Annotated in this window: 1 protein-coding gene; it reads left to right on the forward strand. The window is 68.9% G+C overall.

What is annotated here, in order from left to right:
- Window positions 1-47 precede the first annotated feature (47 nt).
- Entirely contained in the window at window positions 48-1679 is a 1632-nt protein-coding gene (locus HHX30_RS40195; protein WP_211593487.1) for an ISL3 family transposase, read from the forward strand.
- The last annotated feature ends 36 nt before the right edge of the window (window positions 1680-1715 follow it).

Genomic DNA, 1715 nt, shown 5'->3' on the forward strand with positions numbered 1-1715 from the left:
CTGAGCTGGTCACGGTTCAGGTGTTCTAGCCAGTAGGTCACCTGTCGATGGCGACGATCTGCGGCGTGTTGATCAGTGAGATGGTCGCGGTCTTGTTCCCTCACCTGGCCCGCGTGTGCATTGACCAGGTGTTGCGTGCGGGAAGGACGGTGCGGATCCGGGCCAGCACCGGCACCGTGGAGGCCGCGTGCCCGGACTGCGGGGTTCGGTCGCGGCGCAGGCACAGTCACTACGAACGGCGGTTGTCCGACACCGCAGTCGGCGGCCAGGAACTGCTCATCCACCTGCGGGTACACCGATTCTTCTGTCGCAATGCCACCTGCGTGAGGGCGACGTTCGCCGAGCAGATCCCCGACCTGACGGTGCGATACGGCCGCCGCAGCATCCCAGCGGCCAGGGCGTTGCGGGCGATTGCGCTGGCGCTGGGCGGTCGCGCCGGGGCCCGCCTCACCCAGCGCCTGGCCACCTCAGTGAGCCGGACGACACTGATCAGACTGATCCGCGGCCTGCCCGAGCCGCCCCTCGCAGCGGGTCCACGGGTGCTCGGCGTGGACGACTTCGCCTACCGGCGAGGACACTCCTACGGCACCATCCTGATCGACATCTCCACCAGCAGGGTGGTCGACGTGCTTCCTGACCGGACGGCCGACACCCTTGCGGCCTGGCTGCAGGATCACCCCGGCGTCGAGATCGTGTGCCGGGACCGGGCCAGCGCCTATGCCGAGGGCGTGGCCCGTGGCGCGCCACACGCGGTCCAGGTGGCAGATCGCTGGCACCTGTGGAGGAACCTCGGCGAGGCCGTCGAACGCACCCTCACCCGGCATCGCCATCACCTGCCGTCCCTGGTCCCCGCGATCAGCGCTCAGCCCACACCTGCTCCGCCTGCGCAGGCGCCCACCCCGCCTCGGATACCCGCCGACCGCGACGACCGGATCGCCGTCCGCACCCGGGAACGGCATGCCGTCGTTCACGCTCTGCTGAAGCAAGGCCACGGCGTCCGGGAGATCGCCCGTCAGCTGAACCTCGGCCGCAACACCATCCGGCGCTTCGCCCGCGCCGGCAACCCAGAAGACCTACTCGTCCACACCGGCACCGGCCAACGCCCCAAGGCCTTGGACGCCTATGACGACTACCTGCGCAAGCGGTGGACGCAAGGATGCACCAACGCCGAACTCCTCTGCCGTGAACTACGCAATCACGGCTACCGCGGCAGCAGCACCGCCGTCCGCCAATACGTCCGCCCCTGGCGAGCCGGCCTACCACCCACCCCGGCTTCGCCCCGCCCGCCCACGGTCCGCCAAGCCACCGGCTGGTTCCTGCGCAACCCCGCCCACCTCGAACCTGGCGAGCAACGCCAGCTCGAGACACTCACCGCCTTGTCTCTCCAGCTGGCAGCGCTCCGGGTTCACGTGCGTGAGTTCGCCGAAATGATGATGAACCGCCGCGGCCGGGACCTGGAGGCATGGATCAACGCGGTATTCCGCGACGACCTGCCTGACCTGCGCTCCTTCGTCACCGGGGTACGCCGCGACCAAGACGCCGTCACCGCCGGCCTCACCCTGCCCTACAGCTCCGGACCCGTCGAAGGGCACGTCAACCGGACCAAAATGCTCAAGCGGCAGATGTACGGCCGTGCCAACCCCGATCTCCTGCGCAAACGCCTCCTGCTGGCCGACTGATCGGGGTCCAGTCACGGAAAGTGTGCCTGATCCAGT

This window comes from Microbispora sp. H10836 (assembly GCF_012999525.1).
Lineage (GTDB): Bacteria > Actinomycetota > Actinomycetes > Streptosporangiales > Streptosporangiaceae > Microbispora.

Bases quoted from the DNA above. Each gene is read 5' to 3' on its own strand.
- HHX30_RS40195 (WP_211593487.1), top strand. From the start codon at position 48: ATGGCGACGATCTGCGGCGTGTTGATCAGTGAGATGGTCGCGGTCTTG.